Consider the following 15,435-nt stretch of genomic DNA (forward strand, 5'->3'; position numbering starts at 1 on the left):
TCAGACGCCTGTGTAGACGGTCTTGCCCCAGGTGAAGAAGTCCAGGGCGGACCTGCCCTGCTCGCGGAAGGTGTTGGTGGATGAATCCTTCACACCGCCAAACGGCACATTCAGGTCCAGGCCGGCGGTGGGCCGGTTCACCTTCACGACGCCCGCTTGTGCCCGCGCGGCGAAGTCCGTGGCGCGGGCCAGGGAATCCGTGCAAATGCCGGCGGTGAGTCCGTAACGGGAGTCGTTGATGGCTGCCAGGCCTTCCTCATAATTGGCCACTTCCAGGACCGCCACCACGGGGCCGAAGATCTCCTCCGTGACGGCGGGATCGTCCGCTTGCAGGCCGGTGAGCACGGCGGCAGCAAAGAGCAGCGGGCCGGAGGGATCGCCGTCGTACGTTCCATGGAGCAGCGTGGCACCGCGTTCGACGGCGCCGCGCACCGCTGCCTGGTTCTGTTCCAGTTGCTGCCTGCTCACCACGGCGCCCATGGCCGAATTCGCGTCAAGGCCGTTGCCGGGAACGTAGGAGGCGGCTTCGGCCACGAGTGCTTCCAGGAATGCTGCACGGATGCCCGGGGTGACATACACCCGCGAGGTTGCCGTGCAGGCCTGTCCAGTGAGCCCGAAGGCACCGGCGGCCACAACTTTCGCTGCCCGGACGGCATCAGCGTCGTCGAGCACCAGAACGCCGTTCTTACCGCCCATTTCCAGCTGCACGCGGGCACGGCGGGCGTTGAGGACTTCCTGCAGACCGAGGCCCACGGCGGTGGACCCGGTGAAGGATAGCCCGGCAATCCGCGGGTCATGTGCCAGGGCCGCCCCCACTACCCGGCCCTTGCCATGGACCACGTTGAGAACGCCTGCAGGCAGTCCGGCGTCCTGCAGGGCACGGGCCAGGTGCGTAGCGGACAGCGGAGTCAGCTCGGCGGGCTTGATGACGACCGTGTTGCCGCTGATCAGGGCCGGGGCCATCTTCCAGGCCGGAAGGGCAATGGGGAAATTCCACGGGGTGATGAGGCCCACCACGCCCAGCGGCTCGCGGCGGGTGGTGATGGTGGTGTCCGGCAGGCCGCTGGGCAGCACTTCGCCGGTGGCCGCCCACCCCAGGGACCCAAAGAACCGCAGCACGTCCGAGGCACGCTTGACCTCCCCTTTGGCTTCGGCGAGGGTTTTGCCTTCTTCCCGCACCAGGTCTTCGGCGATGGCTGACTGGCGGTCCATCAGCAGGTCGCCGGCAGCCAGCAGGACCGCGCCGCGTGCTGGCGCGGGCAGGGCGGCCCAGGCGGGCTGTGCCTCCACTGCCGCGGCGATGGCCGCCGCGACGTCTTCCGCTGTGCCGCTCGGGGACGAAGCCACCATTTGGTCCGGCTGGGCGGGGTTCATCCGCCTGGTTGCGGCTTGGCCGCACCACGTGCCGTTGATGAGATGTTGCGCGGTGGCGGTGGCGTTCAGGTCGGTGGCGGCATCAAGCGTTGGGGAAGTCATGGTTGTCCTTAGGTAGGTCTGGGGGCTAGAGGCTGCGGATCAGGCCGCCGTCGCACCGCAGTGCAACACCGGTGATGTACGACGCCGGGGCGCTGCAGAGAAACGCGGCGGCGGCTCCGAATTCGGCGGGTTCGCCGTAGCGGCGGGCTGGTATCGTCTTGCGGGATTCGAGCTGGATGGCGTCGGGCGTGGTGCCGCGCCGCTTTGCCGCTGCCTGGTCGAGTTCGGCCACCCGGTCCGTGGCGATGCGGCCGGGCAGCAGCATGTTGACGGTGACTTCGTCGAGGGCTACCTCGGCAGCGAGGGTCTTGAGGTAGCCGGCCAGGGCCGCCCTCCCGGTGTTGGACACTGCGAGGTTGGGCAGGGGTGCCACCACACCGCTCGAACCGACAGCGAGGATCCGGCCCCAGCGGCGTTCACGCATTCCCGGAACGATTCTGGAAACAAGGGCGTGGTGCGGCTTGACCAGGAGGTCGAAGGCGGCAGCAATGTCCCCGGCGCCCAACGACGCTGCGGCCCCGGGCTTGGGGCCTGGTCCGTTGAGGACAAGGATGTCCACCGGGCCCAGATTCGCCACGGTCTGTTCGACGGCGGCTTCGACTCCCTCCGGCGTGGTCAGGTCGGCTTCGATGGCGGCAGCCTCAGCTCCATAGTCGGCCTGCAGCTCAGCCACGATCTCCTTGGCGCGATCGCGTCGCCGGCCCACGATGGCCACGCGGGCGCCTTCCGCCGCGAGGGAGCGGGCCACGGCCAGGCCCAGACCGCCGGTCGAGGCGGCCACCAGTGCGGTTTTGCCGGTGATTCCAAGGTCCATCAGAAGCTCCTTTGGGGGGTCTGTGCTGTTTCCAGTGCGGCCGCTGCCTCAGCGAGGTGCGTCTGCATGGCAGCACGCAGGTTTTCCGGGAACCCGGCAGCAGGTGCCCGGACGCCGGCATCCTTGATCAGGCCCCGTTCACGCAGGCATTCCTTGCGGATGGCCAGCGCAACCTTGGGCTGCTGTTCGAAATTGATCAGGGGAAGGTACGGCAGCAGCTCTTGCTGTGCCGCCTCGTAGCCGCCCTCCCGCCAAGCCCGGACGCAGGCGATGAGCGCCTCGGGGTACGAGAAGCCGGTCATGGCGCCTGCCGCGCCGGCCAGGAGTTCGTCGAGCAGGCCCTGCCCGCCAAGCCCGCCAAACACGGGGACGCCGGTTGCGGTCAGCTCCGCGATGGCAACGCTGGTGGGCGGTGCTTCGGCTTTGATGGCGATAACGCAGTTGCATGCCGACACCACGGCAGCCAGGGATGTCGCGGCAATGGCCACGCCACTGGCCAGCGGATAATCCTGCAGGACGATGTTGGCACCGGTGGCACGGTGAATGGCGTCCAGGTGGGCGGCCACCACCTCAGCGCTGGGCGAGTTGGCCTGCACCATCACGGCAGCGAGGCGGACGCCCGCCACCTCCTGGGCGGCGCGGACTTCCTCGATGGCCGGCCGCGTCGCCAGGGCGGTGACCCCGACGACGAGGGGCAGGTCAGAGCATTCGACGGCGATTTCCAGGACCTGGCGCCGTTCAGCCGGAGTAAGGGCGGCCGCTTCACCGAAGACGCCCAGGACGGTCAGCCCTGTGGCGCCGATGGTTTCATAGTGCTCCACAAGCCCGGCAAGGCTGTCCAGGTCCACGTCCAGGGTGCTGCCCTGGAACGGTGTGGCGACGACGCCCCACACACCGGCGGGAAGGGTTTCACGGAGCCCGTTTTTGGGCGCGAAAGACTGCGGCATGGTTGTTTCCTTTCGATCGAGGGCCGTTGCTACCGGAGCTACTCCGGGTGGACGGTCAGCGGCCGGGCCACACGGGCGCCCGTTTTTCCTGGAATGCGCGTACCCCTTCGGAGGAGTCCTCGCTGTCCAGGGCCGCCATGAGCGCCGGCAGCCGAAGTCCGCGCGCTTCGGCCGCCGAAAGGTGTCCGGTCTGCGTGACCATTTGTTTGACTGCCCGGACGGACGTGGGGGCGCAGGCGAGGATGTGGTCAATCCAGCGCTGGACTGCGGCGTCGAGTTCGTTGGCCGTGACCACCTCGTTGACCAGCCCCATGGCCTGCATCTCCGCCGCGTCCGCCTTCCGTCCGGTCAGCAGCATTCCCATGGCCTGGGTGTACGGGACCCGCCGCACAAGCTGGTGGATGCCGCCGTCAAGCGCCAGGCGCCCGACGCGCGGTTCCGTGAGCCCGAAGCGGGCCGTATCCGCGGCCACTACGATGTCGGCGCCGAGCACCATTTCCATGCCGCCGCCCAGTGCGTAGCCGTTGACGCGGGCGATGACGGGAACGTCCAGGGTGGTGCGGAGGCTGAGGCCGCCGAAACCGTTCGGGTCCAGGCCGGCCCAGTATTCCAGGCCGGTCTTGTCCATGGCGTCCGCGGACATGTCGGCGCCGGCGCAGAAGGAACGGTTCCCGGCTCCCGTGACCACCACGACGCGCACGCCGGGGTCGGTTTCGAGTTGCTCCCAGATCTCATTGAGCCGGTCCTGAGAGCGGCCGTCGACGGCGTTGAGGACGTGCTGGCGGTCGATGACCACCGTGGCCACGTGGTTCTCGATGGTGAGCGTGACCTCGTCAACGGGTGCGGAGGCGGACGTCCGGCCCACCGCCGCACCGTCCACGGAGACCGCCGTCATCGCAGGACTCCCAGCTGCTGCAGGCGCGCGATGGTTTCCTCATCAAAGCCGTTCTCCAGCAGCACTTCCACGTTGTGCTCGCCCAGGCGCGGCGCCACCCGGCGGACACTCGGCGGGGTGGCTGAGAGCCGGATCGGGGCGTTCAGCATCCGTACCGTTCCGACGCCGGGGTGTTCGGCCTCAACGATCATGCCGTTCGCTTCGGTCTGGGCATCGGCGAGCGCCTGTTCGAGGGTATGAACAGGGGCGTTCAGCACCCCCTGTTCCTCGAGCCTGCAAGTCCAGTACTCCGTGGTGTTGGTGGCGATGCGCTCCCGGAAGATCGACTGCAGCGCGGGCTTATGGGCGAACTGCTGCTCCAGGGTGGCGAACTCGGGGCGCAGTGTCAGGTCCTCGTCCAAGGCCAGGGCTTCGGAGATCCGTGCAAGCGGGTCCGGGGTGAAACCGCCCACCATGCAGACGGCGCCGTCGGTGGTTTCGAAGACGCCACTCAGCGGCATGGCACCCCAGTTGACCTCGTAGCCGCGGTTGAGCTGCATGCAGGCCTCCTGCATCTGCAGGTGCAGCATGGAGTCGTACATGGTCACCTCGACCTTTTGCCCGACTCCGGAGGTCTCCCGGGTGCGCAGCGCCAGCAGGATGCCCTGCATCAGGTGCATGCCGGTGATGTAGTCGCACAGGGTGGTGGGGTAGATGGCCGGTTTGGTGTCCTCGGACTCCCGGCGCCACATGACGCCGGAGTACGCCTGGGCAATGGCGTCCTGGCCGCCCTTGTGCGAGTAGGGTCCCACGGGACCGAAACCGGTGCCCGAAGCCCAGATGATGCCGGGGTTCTCGTTCTTGAGTTCCTCGTAACCGAAGCCCATCCGCTCCATCACGCCTGACCGGAAATTGCTGACCACCACGTCGGCGTCCGCCATAAGGACGTGCAGGACGTTCCGTCCCTCTTCCGTACGGGTATCGATGGACACGCTCCGCTTGTTGCGGTTGATGGACAGGAAGATCGGGTTGTCCTGGCCGTCCTTGTCAGGGAAGGAGTTGCGGGAGATGTCCCCGGCGCCCGGGCGCTCAACTTTGATGATGTCCGCACCGTAGTCGCCCAGCATCTGGGTGCACGACGGGCCCATGAAGACCTGCGTGAAATCCACCACCTTGATGCCGTCCAGCGGCAGGGGGGTGGCCGTCTGCTCCTCCCCGGCGGCCGGGGCCGCGGTGGCGGGCGCCGCCGTCGTACGTTCTGCCGTTACGGTGCTCATGCCGGAACCGCCGCTTCGGTATCCACGGTGGCGTTCGACGACGGGACGTCGCCGGGGTCCGCACCGTGCCGGCGCATCCCCTGCTGGATGTCCACGGCGGATACGTCCCGGACCAGGACGTTGCCTTCGACGGCGAGCGCTGCGGCGACGCCCACGGCCTGGCCCATCGCCATGCAGGGCGGGATTTCGCGGGACATCTTCTGCGCCTCCGGGGTGGCCGAGTAGTGCCGGCCAGCGACAAGGAGCTGATCCACCTCCTTGGGCAGCAGCGAGCGGTACGGGTAGTAGTAGTCGCGGCCGCGGGCAACGCTGTCCTGGAAGTGGCGGCGCTGCGTCACGTCGTCCTTGGTCATGACGTATTCGCCCTGCAGCAACCGGGTCTGGCGTACGCCCATCTGTGAGGCAACGTCCAGCATGTAGCAGTTTTCGAAGCCCGGCAGGTTGGCGCGGACGTAGTCCACGGCCTCGGAAATGCGGTCGCGGGCAGCGAACTCTGCCGCCGTCATATCCGCCGGGTCAACGCCGTCGAAGCCGGTCATGTGTGGGGCGTTGCACCAGACCACACCGTCGATGGGGGTCTTCAGCCACCACAGCTCCCAGGCGCCGCCGAGGAGGCGCTTGATTTTACGGTTGATGGCGCGGGCCTCCTTGGGGTTGGCCTGCTCGAACGCCTCTGCCGCCGCGGTGTCAACGTTGCCCAGCCGGAAGACCAGGGTGGTGAGGTAGTTGTCCTTTGCATAGCTGGCACCGGCACGGGAGGCGACATCAATATCACCGGTGGTGTCGATGACGACGTCCGCCATGAAGGCCTGCGGACCCAGCTTGGTTTCGCAGATGACGCCCTTGATCACTCCGTTGTCCACGATGGGGCGGGAGAACCAGGAGTGCAGGCGCAGGTCCACTCCGGCTTCGCGGACCAGATCGTTGGAAACCCGCTTCCAGCCGTCGGGGTCGAAGGCGGCGGCGTAGCAGACGGGTTTGGGAGTGGTGTGGGAGTGGAAGTCGAAGGTGCCGTAGCGGCCCCACTTGTTCCATAGCTCCTCGGACGTCTTCCTGTCGTCGGCCGGCGGCACGATTGCCAGCCCCAGCTTCTGCAGGCGCTCCACATATTCGGAAACGATTCCGGTGACGGTGATCTCCTGGCCATTGATCATGTCGTCCAGGACCAGGACCATGCCGCCGGAGGCGAGACCGCCGAGGGATGAGTACCGCTCAAGAAGCGTCACTTTGGCACCGGAGCGGGCAGCTGTCACAGCGGCGGCGACGCCTGCCGGACCACCGCCCACTACCAGGACGTTGGAACGGGAGATGACGGGCGCGGTCAGGTCCGCCGTCGTGGTACTAAGTTCGAGTGAATTCATCATGGTGCTTCCTTACTTCCCTACAAAGATGCCGTTGCGGCGGCGGGCGGCGATGTAGAAGACGATGCTGAGGGTAGAGAGGACGGCGACGTAGACCGGGAAGACCCAGGTAAGGCTTAGCGACTGGAGCCAGACCAGCAGGTAGGAGGCGGTGCCACCGAAGAGTGCAACGCCGATTCCGTAGCCGAGAGCCACACCGGTGCCGCGGATGTTCTTGGGCATCAGCGACGAGCTGACCACGTTGTACAGGGTCATGTTCAGGACCAGGACGACGGAGCCCCCCAGCAGGACCGCGGCAAAGCCGCCGATGCCCGGCTGTACATAGAGGAGCATGAGGAAGACTGACGGGATGGCCAGGATGCGGGTGACCAGGAACCAGCGGGACATCTGGCGGCCGTCTGCAAACTTGCCGATAGCCCAACTGCCGGCCACCAGGATGATGCCCAGGACGGTCGTCAGTGCGAAAACCGCGGTGGGGTCTTCCTTGAAGCCGCTGCGGGCCGCGCTGGGCAGGCCCACGTTCCAGGCGTAGTTGTACGCTTGGGCCGCGCCCACGACGAAGATGATGGCCAGTACGGAGAGCCAGTGCTTGCGGACTCCGGACCAGACGGCGCGGGGAGTGTTGCTGGCCATCTCCTCGGCTTTGAGGGTCTCTGGAAGGGCGCGGCGCAGGTACAGCACAACGAAGCCGAAGAGGGCGCCGATGATGAACGGGACGCGCCAGCCCCACTCGGCCATGACGGCACCGCCCAGGACCAGACTGCACAGGAAGCTGATCAGTGACGCCAGCAGAATGCCGATATTGACGTAGAAGCTCATCAGGCCGGCGACATAACCTTCGCGGCCTTCGGGCGCCAGTTCCAGGGCGTGGGACGTAGACAGCGGGGCTTCGATGCCCGTGGAAATGCCCTGGAGCACGCGGCAGACCAGCAGGATGATGCCGGCCCAGGCACCGATCTGGGCGTAGGTGGGCGTGATGGCAATCACCAGTGTGGTGCCGGCCATGAGCATGATGGACAACAGCATCACGCGGCGGCGTCCGATCCGGTCCGCGAGGGTCCCCAGAAGGATGCCGCCGAGGGGACGGAAAGCGAATCCGACGGCGAACACGGCCAGGGCGCTGAGTGTGGCCGAGAGCGGTTCGGTGTTGGGGAAGAAATTCGGTCCGATGAAGGCCGACAGGAGCCCGAAGACCATCCAGTCGTACCATTCCAGGGCGTTGCCGAGGCCAAGGCCCAGCAGGCCCTTGCGGACTTCGGGGGTGAAGCGCCCAGGCTTCAGGGGGGATGAGTCGGTGGGTCGGGGTGACGGGACAACACTGTCCGTCGTTTGGGTATCGAGCATGGGGATGTCCTTACGCTGCCGCCCCGGAGGGCGTGGGAGGGTATGACGCAGTAACGCCTGTTGATGCAGGCGCATGGTGCGAAGGTGGCAAGGAGTGTCAGCGGCCACGGAGTGTGGCCGGGACAGTTACGGGTAAACGCGGGAGCCGGCGGGGGCCGGCCCGCCTATACGGCGTGTGGTGCGTTGACCCAAATGGCTACGCATACCTCTTCGTAGCTGTTCTTGTACCAGTGCGGGATCTCCGAGGAGTAGGTGATGGAGTCCCCCTCTTCCAGGCTGTAGCAGACGCCATCCAAATAGACGTCCTTACGGCCCGAAATAATGAAGCAGAACTCTTCCCCGCTGTGGGTAAAGGGTGTTGCGCTGGTGTCGTGCCCTGGGGGCGTGCTGATCCATTGCGCCTCAATAGTGCCGCCGCGGTCCGGGGTCAGCAGTTCGTGGACTGCTTCCCCCACGGATTCGCGGGTCACGTTTTGCAGGTTGCGCCGTTCCGATTTCCGGACGACCGGGGATTTGGATTGGTCCTGTCCCAGGAAAAACCTTCCTACCGGAATGTCCAGTCCGTGGGCCAGTTGGGCGAGGGTTGTGAAGGACGGGTTGGCCATGCCTCGTTCAATCTGGCTGACGATCGCCTGGCTGAGTCCGGTGATCTCCGAGAGCCGGGCCAGGGTCATGCCCTTTTCCTTGCGCATGGACCGCACCTTGTTGCCAACCGTCACCAGCAGTTCGCTGGTGGCTGGCGGTGCAGCGGTGCTACTCTCGATGGTCATCGGCCGTCTTTCGCTTGGTGAGCTAACTCACACAACTATAGTGAAGATTTTGCGCTCGTCAACGATTTTTCCTAATTATATTGAAAATCCTCTGGCGAGGACCCGAGAGCCGGCGCCGTGCTACGTGCCAGCGCGGCCGCCAAGGCGCGTTGTCACTTGCGCGGCGGCGGCCACGCAGGCCTCGCCCAGGTCCTCCAGCCGCTCGCGGGAGACACGGAAGCGCGGGGCGGGGATGAGTACGACGGCGGCCACGTCGCCACGGTGGTCGTACGCGGGGGCGGCCACGCCCACCTCGTCCATGGAAGTCTCCCCGTAATTCTCCGCCCATCCCCGCGCCGCGACCTGGTGCAGCCGCTCCTGGTAGGCGGCCAGGCCGGCGTCGTCCATCCCGGGAAAGCTGATCGTTCCGCTGCGCAGCAATTCCCGCACCCTTTCGGCGGGCAGCGACGACAGGAATACCTGCACGGAGGCGCTGAGGGCGTCCCGGTAGCGGGCGCCGAGCGGCGTGGTGTGCTTGATCTGATGCTGACCTGCGATCTGCTCCACGCAGATGGCCTCGTCACCGTTCCAGAGCATCAGGGCACTGGTCTCCCCCGTCTGCTCGGTGAGCCGGCGCAGCACCGGGTAAGCGACCCGGCGTTCATCCAGCTCCGCCAGCAGCGGCCCTGCGACGGCGATGAGACCCAGGCCGAGCCGGAACCTGCGGGTTTCCGGGTCGCGCTCCACGAGATTCTCCTGCTCCAGGGTTGCCAGCATCCGCGACACGGTGCTCTTGTGCATGCCCACCCGGTTGGCGATCTCGGTGACCCCGAGGAGCGGCTCCTCGGCAGAGAAGGTCTTCAGCACCGCAATGGCGTTGACGACGACGGATGCGCCTTTGGCGTCCGTCCCGCCGTTCGTTTCTGTGTGCTTCGGATTTCCGCCGCTGGTTTCTTTAGCTGCTGCTGGAGTCATGGTAGCCATCATCTTTCCTTATCTTCAGCGGAGACGCCGAAAGCGGCGCCACTTACCGTGGCGCCGCTTCCCGCTGCTACGGCGCCTATGCGCCGACGATGTTGTTCTCGGGTCCGAACGGGAACTTGGTGATGTTCTCCACCGAGTTGTCCTCGCCGATGACCAGGATGTCGTGCTCACGGTAGCCGCCGGCGCCGTGCTGGCCGTCAGCGACGGTGATCATGGGCTCCATGGAGACCACCATGCCTGGCTCGAGCACGGTGTCGATGTCCTCGCGCAGTTCCAGGCCGGCTTCGCGGCCGTAGTAGTGGCTGAGAACGCCGAACGAGTGGCCGTAGCCGAAGGTGCGGTTGGCGAGCAGTCCGTGACTGACGTAAATCTCGTTCAGTTCAGCGGCGATGTCCTTGCAGACGGCGCCGGGCTTGATCAGTTCCAGGCCGCGCTTGTGGACCTCGACGTTGATGTTCCACAGCTCCAGGGAGCGTTCGTCCGGCTGGCCGAGGAAGAGGGTGCGCTCCAGGGCGGTGTAGTAGCCGGAGGTCATCGGGAAGCAGTTGAGCGAGAGGATGTCGCCCTGCTGCAGCTTGCGGGTGGTGGCCCAGTTGTGTGCGCCGTCGGTGTTGATGCCGGACTGGAACCAGACCCAGGTGTCCCGGACTTCGCGGTCCGGGAACGTCCTTGCGATCTCGTGGACCATCGCCTCGGTGCCGATCAGGGCAACTTCGTACTCTGAGATGCCCTCGCGGATGGCGTTGCGGATGGCCTCGCCGCCGAGGTCGCCGATCCTGGCGCCGTGCTTGATGACCTCAATCTCTTCGGCGGACTTGATCATGCGCTGGCGCATGGCGTCCTGGGAGATGTCCAGCAGTTGGGCACCCGGGAACGCGGCGGCGATCTTCTCGCGGGTCAGGCCGGGCAGGAAGTCGTCCTCGACGCCCAGACGGTTTGCCTTGACGCCGCGCTGGCGCAGGGCCTCCTGGAGTCCGAAGTAGAAGTTGTCGCGGCGCCAGTCGGTGTAGACGATGTTCTCGCCGTACGAGGTGCGCCACGGCATGCCGGCGTCGATGTTGGCGGTAACGGTGACCGAGTCGTCGGCGGTGACGACCAGGGCATAGTTGCGGCCGAAGGTGGTGTAAAGGAAGTCGGAGTAGTACTTGATGCCGTGGTAGCTGGTCAGGATGACCGCGTCGAGCTCCTTGGCGGCCATGATCCGGCGCAGGCCGCCAAGACGGCGCTCGAACTCCGCGTCGGAGAATGTGAGCTTGCCTTTTGAGCCGTTGTGGAGGACCTTGAGCCGCTCGAGTTCGGCGACGGAGGAGGCGTTTTCGGCAGTGATGGTCATTTGGTGGTGCCTTTCTTGTAATGCAGTTACGTGAGACGGAAGAGGAAGTCTGTTATTCGTGCCGCAGCGCTTCCCGGCAGGTTTCCCGCGAGAGCGCCACCGCGACAAGGGAGACCACTGCAGCGGCGACCAGGTACCAGGCCGGCGCGAGGTCGTTGGCTGTCGCTGCGATGAGGAGCGTTGCCATGAATGGGGCGGTACCGCCGAAGAGGGCGTTGGAGAGGTTGAAGCTGACAGCAAAGCCGCTGTAGCGGACCCGGGTGGGGAACATTTCTGCCAGGAAGCTGGGTAGCGTGCCGTCATTGAGGGTCAGCATGGCGCCGAGCAGGATCTGGACCAGCACGATCACCAGGAAGTCACCAGTTCCCAAGAGCGCAAAGGCCGGTACGGTCAGCAGAATGAAGGTGACTGAGGCACTGATGAGTACCTTTTTCCTGCCGAAACGGTCCGAAAGCATGCCGGTCAGGAAGATGAAGCCGATATAGCTGACAAGCGCAATAGTCGTTGCCAGGAAGGACTCGGTTTCGCCCAGGCCCAGTTCGGAGGAGAGGTACGTGGGCATATAGCTGAGGATTACGTAGAAGCCCACTGCGTTGAGCAGCACGGCACCCACGGCCTGGAGGAGCTGCCGCCAGTGGTTGCGGAAGAGGCTGGACACAGGGGCCTTGACGGCGTGATCCTCCTGGGCCATCTCGCGGAACACCGGAGTGTCTTCGAGCTTGTTGCGGATATAGCGCCCGATCAGCCCCATGGGTGCGGCCAGGAGGAACGGCAGGCGCCAGCCCCAGCTGTGCAGGGCGTCGGTTGTCAGCACCGAGGTCAGGAGGCCAGCGATGAGGGACCCGAGGAGCAAGCCGGCTGCCGTGCTGGCCGGAACAACTGCGGCATAAAGGCCGCGCTTGCCGGCAGGGGCGTACTCCACCAGGAACGCTGAAGCTCCGGCATACTCGCCGGAGGCCGAGAACCCCTGGACCACCCGGATGATCAGCAGGAGGATCGGCGCCCAAATGCCGATGGTGTCGTAACCCGGGATGAGGGCGATGCAGAACGTAGCCCCTGACATGATCAGGATGGACAGGGAGAGCGCTGTCCGCCGGCCCACCCGGTCTCCGATATGGCCCCAGATAAAGCCACCCAAGGGACGAACGAAGAAAGAGATCGCAAACAGTGCAAAGGTCAGCAGGAGCGCGGTCTGCGGATCTGATTCCGGGAAGAAGACCGTGGAGATGGTGACAGCAAGATAGCCGTAGACGGCGTAGTCAAACCATTCGACGAAATTGCCGATGAAGCTGGCTGCCACTACCCGTCGGCGGGTCTGCCTGCTGGGTTCGTCGACAGTGACGGCACCTGCTGGATCAGTCATGCCTGAGCCGCGTCCGGCGGCGCGGCCCGGAACGGGACCATTGGCGCCCTCGCCAACAAGTCCCACGCCGGATGAGTTCGATTCATTACTCATGTGTATCCACCAAGAAATGTTTGGAGTTGCATTCTTTGCAACTTGGTTTCATCAGGTTAGGACGTGACACGCAGCACAGTCAATAGGGTGGCGTAAGCCATAATTTGTTTCTAAACAGTAATGAGGTAAGCCAACCGGGGCTGGTGGCACGACCCACGGGCAGCGACCCAAGCGGGAAGATGTTGCGCCTTACACAACACGGTTGCAGATAGGCACCCTTAGGCACCCGCAGTGGATGTGAAGAAGCGCGGGCATCTGAGCCTGCATTCCTCGGCCCGGCCGTCGGCTTCCTCCTCGAACACGCACGTCGTCCTCGATGCGCCCCAAGGGTTAAATACGGACGACGGCGGGAGGTCCCGCCGTCGTCCGCCGCACTAACGCCTTCAGCGGCCGGTCACCCCGCGCCGGCTGAGTCCGAGGATCCAAGGAATCCGTGCAACAGGGAAGCCGTTCCCTGCAGATGATCCCGCGCAACCTTATAGGCCTCCGTGTCATCACCCCTAAGAATGGCGTCCACTATTTCCTGGTGCTGCCGGTTTGAATGCTCCAGGTTCGGCTGGAGCAGCGGTATCCGATCGAGCAGGTCGTTGACCTTGGAACGTACATCCGCCACCGCAAGCGCCAAGCTCGGCGACCCCGTTATTTCCGCGATCGCCACATGGAATCTTGCATCCTTGGGACGGTACTGGTTCGCCGGGGCAGCAGCCACCTCGGCCAGAGTCCTCAGCAAATGGGTCCGCTGCGCCTGCGACAAGGTGGCGCGGGCGGCCAGCGACGCAGCAGCCGGCTCGATGACGTCCCGGAACGTCAGGATGTCCTCCACCTCGGCCGGGTCGAGTTCCGGATAGGAGCCTGATCCCGCCTCGGGCCAACTGCAGACGTACGTTCCTCCATAGCGGCCGCGCTGCACCTCGACATATCCGGCCTTCTGCAATTCCGCCAGGGCATCCCTCAGAGTGGCGCGCGAAACCCCCAGTAACTCCGCCAGCTCCCGCTCAGCCGGAAGCTTGGTTCCAACGCCAAAGAGGCCGAGCTTGATGTTCTGGAGCAGTCGTTCGATGGTTTCCTCGAAGGCATTGCCGTGCCTGACCGGGCGGAGGATCGGGGCCGCGGTTCCGAACTGTTCCTGTTCCATTACCCCATCATAATGGGTTGAAAAAATGCCTATGACTCCGGCATATCCGACTACCGCGGCGAATTGACCACCCATGCGTCACCAACGAACATGGGATAGACCCTTGACGGTCGGAATGATCTGGATCACACTGTAACGAGTTTATGGTCTGAACTCATACCAATACCCTCGGACGAAGGGAACTACAGTGTCATCCTCTGAATCAATCCAGGTGACCGACGACAAGCGGTACCTGCAGCATCGGCAGCTCAAGCGGGGAGCTGCGGGCTGGATACTGCTTGCCGGGCTTGGCGTGGCTTACGTCATCTCCGGTGACTTCGCAGGCTGGAACCTCGGCCTCGCCCAGGGCGGCTGGGGCGGGCTTCTGATTGCAACTGTCCTTATGGGAGTCATGTATACCTGCATGGCCTTCGGCCTCGCCGAGCTGTCCTCTGCACTGCCGGCCACCGGGGCCGGATATGGCTTCGCCCGGCGGGCGCTGGGACCCCTGGGCGGCTTTGCCACCGGCATGGCGGTGCTCATTGAGTACGCGGTGGCGCCGGCTGCGATCGCCATCTTCATCGGGGGCTATGTTGAAGCGCTGGGCCTGTTTGGCCTCACCAACTCCTGGCCCGTTTATTTGGTGACCTACGCCGTCTTCGTCGGTATCCATCTCCGCGGAGTGGGCGAGGCGCTGAAGATGATTTTCGGGATCACCGCGGTGGCGGTGGTCGCCCTGGTGGCCGTCGTCGTTGGTCTCGTCCCGCACTTCAATGTCCAGAACCTCTTCGACATCGTGCCGGACGGCGCGCCGACGTCGAGCGCTTTCCTGCCCATGGGGATCGGCGGCGCCATCGGTGCCCTGGTATACGGCATCTGGTTCTTCCTTGCGGTCGAAGGGGTGCCCCTGGCCGCGGAGGAGACCGCTGATCCGAAGAAGGATATGCCCCGGGGCATCATCGTCGCAGTAGGTGTCCTGGTGGTTTTCGCGGCCCTCATGCTGGTACTCGTCCCGGGCGCGGCGGGCTCGGAGGCGATGAGCGGGTCCGACAATCCGCTGCCGGAGGCCTTGCGCCTGGCCTACGGCGGCAACACCTTCCTGGCAGATTTCGTCAACTACGCCGGCCTGGCCGGACTTGTGGCCAGCTTCTTCTCCATCATCTACGCCTACTCCCGGCAGCTCTTTGCTCTTTCACGCGCCGGCTACCTCCCCAAGTGGCTGTCCTTGACGGGGAAGCGCCGTACGCCCTACTGGGCCCTGATTGTTCCCGGCACCATCGGCTTCATCCTTGCGGCAACCACCGGGGACGGTGCCCTCCTGATCAATATCGCTGTCTTCGGCGCCACCGTCTCCTACGTGCTCCTCAACCTCTCGCACATCGTCCTGAGGCGGAAGGAACCGGATCTGCCCCGGGGATACCGCACACCGGGCGGCGTGGTCACCACGACGATTGCCCTGGTTCTTGCTGCGGTTGCCGTGGTCGCCACTTTTGTGGTCGATGTCAATGCCGCTTCAATAACAGCAGCAATTTTCGGAGCCGCGCTCCTCTACTACTGGTTCTACAGCCGGCACCGGATCGTCGCAGGCGCTCCCGAAGAAGAGTTCGCGCAACTCGCTGCAGCCGAGGCTGAGCTCAAGAGCTGAGTTCCGGTCCTTGGACCAGACACCCTTTACCTTCACCAACACCATGAGAGTTACGGAAAAC

The 15,435-nt window shown here is 65.0% G+C and carries 13 protein-coding genes; 1 reads left to right on the forward strand and 12 read right to left on the reverse strand.

Going from position 1 to position 15,435, the window contains the following annotated elements:
• From ACIQC0_RS13315 to ACIQC0_RS13370, 12 genes are all read right to left on the reverse strand, one after another.
• Entirely contained in the window at positions 1–1,476 is a 1,476-nt protein-coding gene (locus ACIQC0_RS13315) for an aldehyde dehydrogenase family protein (RefSeq protein ID WP_400535452.1), read from the reverse strand.
• Positions 1,477–1,501: 25 nt separating this feature from the next.
• Positions 1,502–2,290 (reverse strand): SDR family oxidoreductase, encoded by a 789-nt coding sequence (locus tag ACIQC0_RS13320; RefSeq protein ID WP_400535454.1) that lies wholly within the window; start codon positions 2,288–2,290, stop codon positions 1,502–1,504.
• Positions 2,290–3,237 carry a dihydrodipicolinate synthase family protein gene (locus ACIQC0_RS13325; RefSeq protein ID WP_400535456.1) on the reverse strand — a complete coding sequence of 316 codons (948 nt, stop codon included), beginning with the start codon at positions 3,235–3,237 and terminating at the stop codon, positions 2,290–2,292. The genes ACIQC0_RS13320 and ACIQC0_RS13325 overlap by 1 nt, the downstream gene beginning before the upstream one ends.
• Before the next feature lie 55 nt (positions 3,238–3,292).
• Positions 3,293–4,132 (reverse strand): enoyl-CoA hydratase-related protein, encoded by an 840-nt coding sequence (locus ACIQC0_RS13330; protein WP_400535458.1) that lies wholly within the window; start codon positions 4,130–4,132, stop codon positions 3,293–3,295.
• Positions 4,129–5,388: a CaiB/BaiF CoA transferase family protein gene (locus ACIQC0_RS13335; protein WP_377214260.1), complete on the reverse strand. Its 1,260-nt coding sequence runs from the start codon at positions 5,386–5,388 to the stop codon at positions 4,129–4,131. Before ACIQC0_RS13335 ends, ACIQC0_RS13330 begins: the two co-directional genes overlap by 4 nt.
• Positions 5,385–6,749 (reverse strand): FAD-dependent oxidoreductase, encoded by a 1,365-nt coding sequence (locus ACIQC0_RS13340; protein ID WP_377214907.1) that lies wholly within the window; start codon positions 6,747–6,749, stop codon positions 5,385–5,387. The genes ACIQC0_RS13335 and ACIQC0_RS13340 overlap by 4 nt, the downstream gene beginning before the upstream one ends.
• Before the next feature lie 12 nt (positions 6,750–6,761).
• Entirely contained in the window at positions 6,762–8,093 is a 1,332-nt protein-coding gene (locus ACIQC0_RS13345) for an MFS transporter (RefSeq protein WP_400535460.1), read from the reverse strand.
• Positions 8,094–8,257: 164 nt separating this feature from the next.
• On the reverse strand, positions 8,258–8,863 hold the full coding sequence (locus tag ACIQC0_RS13350; protein WP_377214258.1) for a helix-turn-helix domain-containing protein: 606 nt from the start codon (positions 8,861–8,863) through the stop codon (positions 8,258–8,260).
• Positions 8,864–8,983: 120 nt separating this feature from the next.
• Positions 8,984–9,829 carry an IclR family transcriptional regulator gene (locus ACIQC0_RS13355; RefSeq protein ID WP_400535463.1) on the reverse strand — a complete coding sequence of 282 codons (846 nt, stop codon included), beginning with the start codon at positions 9,827–9,829 and terminating at the stop codon, positions 8,984–8,986.
• A gap of 73 nt (positions 9,830–9,902) precedes the next feature.
• Positions 9,903–11,159 (reverse strand): aminopeptidase P family protein, encoded by a 1,257-nt coding sequence (locus ACIQC0_RS13360; RefSeq protein WP_400535465.1) that lies wholly within the window; start codon positions 11,157–11,159, stop codon positions 9,903–9,905.
• Positions 11,160–11,211: 52 nt separating this feature from the next.
• On the reverse strand, positions 11,212–12,522 hold the full coding sequence (locus tag ACIQC0_RS13365) for an MFS transporter (protein ID WP_400535610.1): 1,311 nt from the start codon (positions 12,520–12,522) through the stop codon (positions 11,212–11,214).
• Between the two features lie 487 nt (positions 12,523–13,009).
• The gene (locus tag ACIQC0_RS13370) at positions 13,010–13,750 is read right to left on the reverse strand and encodes a FadR/GntR family transcriptional regulator (RefSeq protein WP_377214255.1); all 741 of its coding nucleotides are present in this window, start codon (positions 13,748–13,750) and stop codon (positions 13,010–13,012) included.
• 187 nt (positions 13,751–13,937) lie between these two features.
• Here ACIQC0_RS13370 and eat point away from each other — a divergent pair, with 187 nt between their 5' ends.
• Entirely contained in the window at positions 13,938–15,374 is a 1,437-nt protein-coding gene (gene eat / locus ACIQC0_RS13375) for an ethanolamine permease (protein WP_377214254.1), read from the forward strand.
• The last annotated feature ends 61 nt before the right edge of the window (positions 15,375–15,435 follow it).

The organism is Pseudarthrobacter sp. NPDC092419 (genome assembly GCF_044755045.1).
GTDB lineage: Bacteria > Actinomycetota > Actinomycetes > Actinomycetales > Micrococcaceae > Arthrobacter.

Excerpts from the sequence above, each read along its gene's own strand:
- ACIQC0_RS13320 (WP_400535454.1), bottom strand. The coding sequence starts at position 2,290 with ATGGACCTTGGAATCACCGGCAAAACCGCACTGGTGGCCGCCTCGACC.
- ACIQC0_RS13340 (WP_377214907.1), bottom strand. The coding sequence starts at position 6,749 with ATGAATTCACTCGAACTTAGTACCACGACGGCGGACCTGACCGCGCCC.
- ACIQC0_RS13325 (WP_400535456.1), bottom strand. The coding sequence starts at position 3,237 with ATGCCGCAGTCTTTCGCGCCCAAAAACGGGCTCCGTGAAACCCTTCCC.
- ACIQC0_RS13360 (WP_400535465.1), bottom strand. The coding sequence starts at position 11,159 with ATGACCATCACTGCCGAAAACGCCTCCTCCGTCGCCGAACTCGAGCGG.
- ACIQC0_RS13365 (WP_400535610.1), bottom strand. The coding sequence starts at position 12,522 with ATGACTGATCCAGCAGGTGCCGTCACTGTCGACGAACCCAGCAGGCAG.
- ACIQC0_RS13315 (WP_400535452.1), bottom strand. The coding sequence starts at position 1,476 with ATGACTTCCCCAACGCTTGATGCCGCCACCGACCTGAACGCCACCGCC.
- ACIQC0_RS13350 (WP_377214258.1), bottom strand. The coding sequence starts at position 8,863 with ATGACCATCGAGAGTAGCACCGCTGCACCGCCAGCCACCAGCGAACTG.
- ACIQC0_RS13370 (WP_377214255.1), bottom strand. The coding sequence starts at position 13,750 with ATGGAACAGGAACAGTTCGGAACCGCGGCCCCGATCCTCCGCCCGGTC.
- ACIQC0_RS13355 (WP_400535463.1), bottom strand. The coding sequence starts at position 9,829 with ATGATGGCTACCATGACTCCAGCAGCAGCTAAAGAAACCAGCGGCGGA.
- ACIQC0_RS13335 (WP_377214260.1), bottom strand. The coding sequence starts at position 5,388 with ATGAGCACCGTAACGGCAGAACGTACGACGGCGGCGCCCGCCACCGCG.
- ACIQC0_RS13345 (WP_400535460.1), bottom strand. The coding sequence starts at position 8,093 with ATGCTCGATACCCAAACGACGGACAGTGTTGTCCCGTCACCCCGACCC.
- ACIQC0_RS13330 (WP_400535458.1), bottom strand. The coding sequence starts at position 4,132 with ATGACGGCGGTCTCCGTGGACGGTGCGGCGGTGGGCCGGACGTCCGCC.